The sequence below is a fragment of the Streptomyces sp. W16 genome (assembly GCF_033194735.1).
Lineage (GTDB): Bacteria > Actinomycetota > Actinomycetes > Streptomycetales > Streptomycetaceae > Streptomyces.
In genome coordinates this window covers 1-1,479 of sequence record NZ_JAWOAI010001056.1, presented here as the reverse complement: position 1 = coordinate 1,479, position 1,479 = coordinate 1, and the positions used below count along the sequence as shown (strand labels likewise).

The following is a 1,479-nucleotide window of genomic DNA, read 5'->3' as shown; positions in this document are numbered from 1 at the left end:
GCCCGACACGTCCGACCAGCCCGCCCCCCGGTCCGCCTCCCGCGCCGCGCACGGCGATTTCGGCGACCGGCCGCGCGAACCGGTCGCCATCGTCGGCATGGGCCTGCGGCTGCCCGGACAGGTGGACACTCCCGCGGCGTACTGGCGGTTGCTCCGCGACGGCCGGGACGCCGTCACCGACGTCCCCGCAGACCGCTGGCGGCCCGAGGACTTCTGGGACCCCGACGTACAGGTGCCCGGACGCACCGTCAGCCGCTGGGGCGGCTTCCTCAGCGACCCCGAACACTTCGACGCGGCCTTCTTCGGCATCTCGCGCCGAGAGGCACTGCGCATGGACCCCCAGCAACGACTGGTGCTGGAGACCACCCAGTCGGCGCTCGACGACGCCGGGCTCGCCCGCCACCGGCTCGCCGGATCCGACACCGGGGTCTTCGCCGGGATCGGCCACCCCGAGTACGCCTGGATCAACCAGGGGCACCCGCTGCTGGCGGACTCCTTCACCGCGACCGGCAGTTTCCCGGCCGTCGCCGCCAACCGGGTCTCCTACGTCTACGACCTCCGCGGCCCCAGCTACACCGTCGACGCGGTCTGTTCCTCGGCGCTCCTCGCCCTCCACCTGGCCTCCCGGAGCATCGAACGCGGTGACTGCGCCCAGGCCATCGTCACCGGCGCCAACCTGACCCTCACACCCAGCATGTTCATCTGGTTCTCGAAGCTCGGCGTCATGTCACCCGACGGCCGCTGCCGCTCCTTCGACGCGGACGCCTCCGGCATCGTCTTCGGTGAGGGAGTCGTCTCGCTCGTCCTCAAACCGCTCTCCGCCGCCCGCGCCGACGGCGACCGCGTCTACGCCCTGCTGCGCGGCAGCAGCGCGTCCCAGGAGGGCCGCACCAACGGCCTCACCGCCCCCAGCCGCGAAGGCCAGGAGGAGATGCTGCGCCGGGCCTACCGCGACGCCGGCATCGCCCCGCACGAGGTGCGGTACGTGGAGGCGCACGGCACCGGCACCCTGGTCGGCGACCCCATCGAGACCCATGCGCTCGGCGCCGTACTCGGCGCCGGCCGCGCCCCTGAGGACCCCTGCTGGATCGGCTCGGTCAAGTCCAACCTGGGCCACCTCGGCATGGTCGCGGGGCTCGCCGGACTCGCCAAGACCGCACTCGCCCTGCACCACCGTGAACTCCCGCCGAGCCTGCACTACGAGCGGGAGAACCCCCGCCTCGATCTGCCCGGACAGGGACTCAGGGTCGTCGACCGGCTCACCCCCTGGCCCGGTGCCGGACCCGCCAGGGCCGGTGTCACCTCCCTCAGCTTCGGCGGCACGAACGTGCACGTCGTCCTGGAGGAGGCCGAGTCGGTCCCGCGACGTCCCGACCCGCTGCCGGCGGGGGAGCCGTACCTGCTGCCGCTGTCCGCCCACACCGGTGCGGCGCTGCGGGAGGCAGCCGCAGGCCTCGCCGACCTGGCTCGCGGCGCGCA

At 73.6% G+C, this 1,479-nt stretch carries 1 protein-coding gene; it reads left to right on the top strand.

Annotated features, from left to right (window positions below):
- A partial coding sequence (locus tag R6V09_RS53005) for a type I polyketide synthase (protein ID WP_317888536.1) occupies positions 1-1,479 on the top strand: 1,479 nt, incomplete at both ends.